1 protein-coding gene is annotated in these 1120 nt (G+C 67.8%); it reads left to right on the forward strand.

Annotation, left to right across the window (positions count from 1 at the left end):
- On the forward strand, positions 1–994 hold a 994-nt coding region (locus B2284_RS11155), incomplete at its 5' end, for an MFS transporter (RefSeq protein WP_286697522.1).
- Between the last annotated feature and the right edge of the window lie 126 nt (positions 995–1120).

Genomic DNA, 1120 nt, shown 5'->3' on the forward strand with positions numbered 1-1120 from the left:
CGGGTGGGAGTGGATCTTCTTCGTCAACGTGCCCGTCGGCCTCATCGGTCTCGCGATGGCGTGGAAGCTCGTGCCGTCGCTGCCGAGTCACGCGCACAAGTTCGACCTCGTCGGGGTCGCGCTGTCGGCCGTCGCGCTCTTCTGCGTCGTGTTCGGCATCCAAGAAGGCGCGCAGTACGACTGGGGCACGATCACGGGCATCATCTCTGTGCCGCTGCTCATCATCCTCGGCCTCGTCTTCTTCGTCCTGTTCATCCTGTGGGAGCGACGATACAGGGGTGAGCAGCTCGTGCCGCTGCACCTGTTCGCGAACCGCAACTTCTCCCTCGCCAACATCGCTATCACGTCCGTCGGGTTCGCGATCACGGCCATGTCGTTCCCGATCATGATCTACGCGCAGGCCGTGCTCGGTTACTCGCCGACGAAGGCCGCGCTGCTGCTCGCGCCCATGGCCGTCATCTCCGGTCTGCTCGCCCCTGTCGTCGGTGGTCTCGTCGACCGCAAGCACCCCGCGATCCTCGCGGGCTTCGGGCTCGTCTGCTTCTCCGTCGCCCTGTTCTGGTACGGCCGGATGCTCGGCGCCGGCACGTCGATCTGGTGGCTGCTCGCCGTCGCGTGCCTGCTCGGTGTGGCGAACGGGTTCATGTGGGCGCCGCTCTCGGTGACGGCGACGCGCACCCTCGAACCGCGCTTCGCCGGTGCAGGTTCGGGCATCTACAACACGACACGTCAGATCGGCGCCGTCATCGGTTCCGCCGCCGTCGCCTCCCTCATGGATTCGCGCCTTCGCCACCACCTCGGTGAGCAGGCTGCGGGTGGCGCGCATCAGGCGGGCGGCGGTCACATGCCGGCGCAGGTCGCCGAGCAGTTCGCCCGCGCCATGGGCGAGACGCTGTATCTGCCGGCCGCGGTGCTCATCGTCGGCATCATCGCCGCGGTGATGTTCACCAACCCGCACCGCAGGACCGGCCGTCACGCGGCGGACGCTCACTGAGCGCCCGAAGCCGAGGGCCCCGGACGAACATTGCCCGCGAACGCGTCATCCATGACGCGTTCGCGGGCAATGTTCGTCCGGGTTCGATGGGGTGGTCGCTCGATCCGTGCCAAAGGTCCCTGGCCC

Origin of the sequence: Dermacoccus sp. UBA1591 (assembly GCF_002322065.1) — a bacterium.
GTDB lineage: Bacteria > Actinomycetota > Actinomycetes > Actinomycetales > Dermatophilaceae > Dermacoccus > Dermacoccus nishinomiyaensis.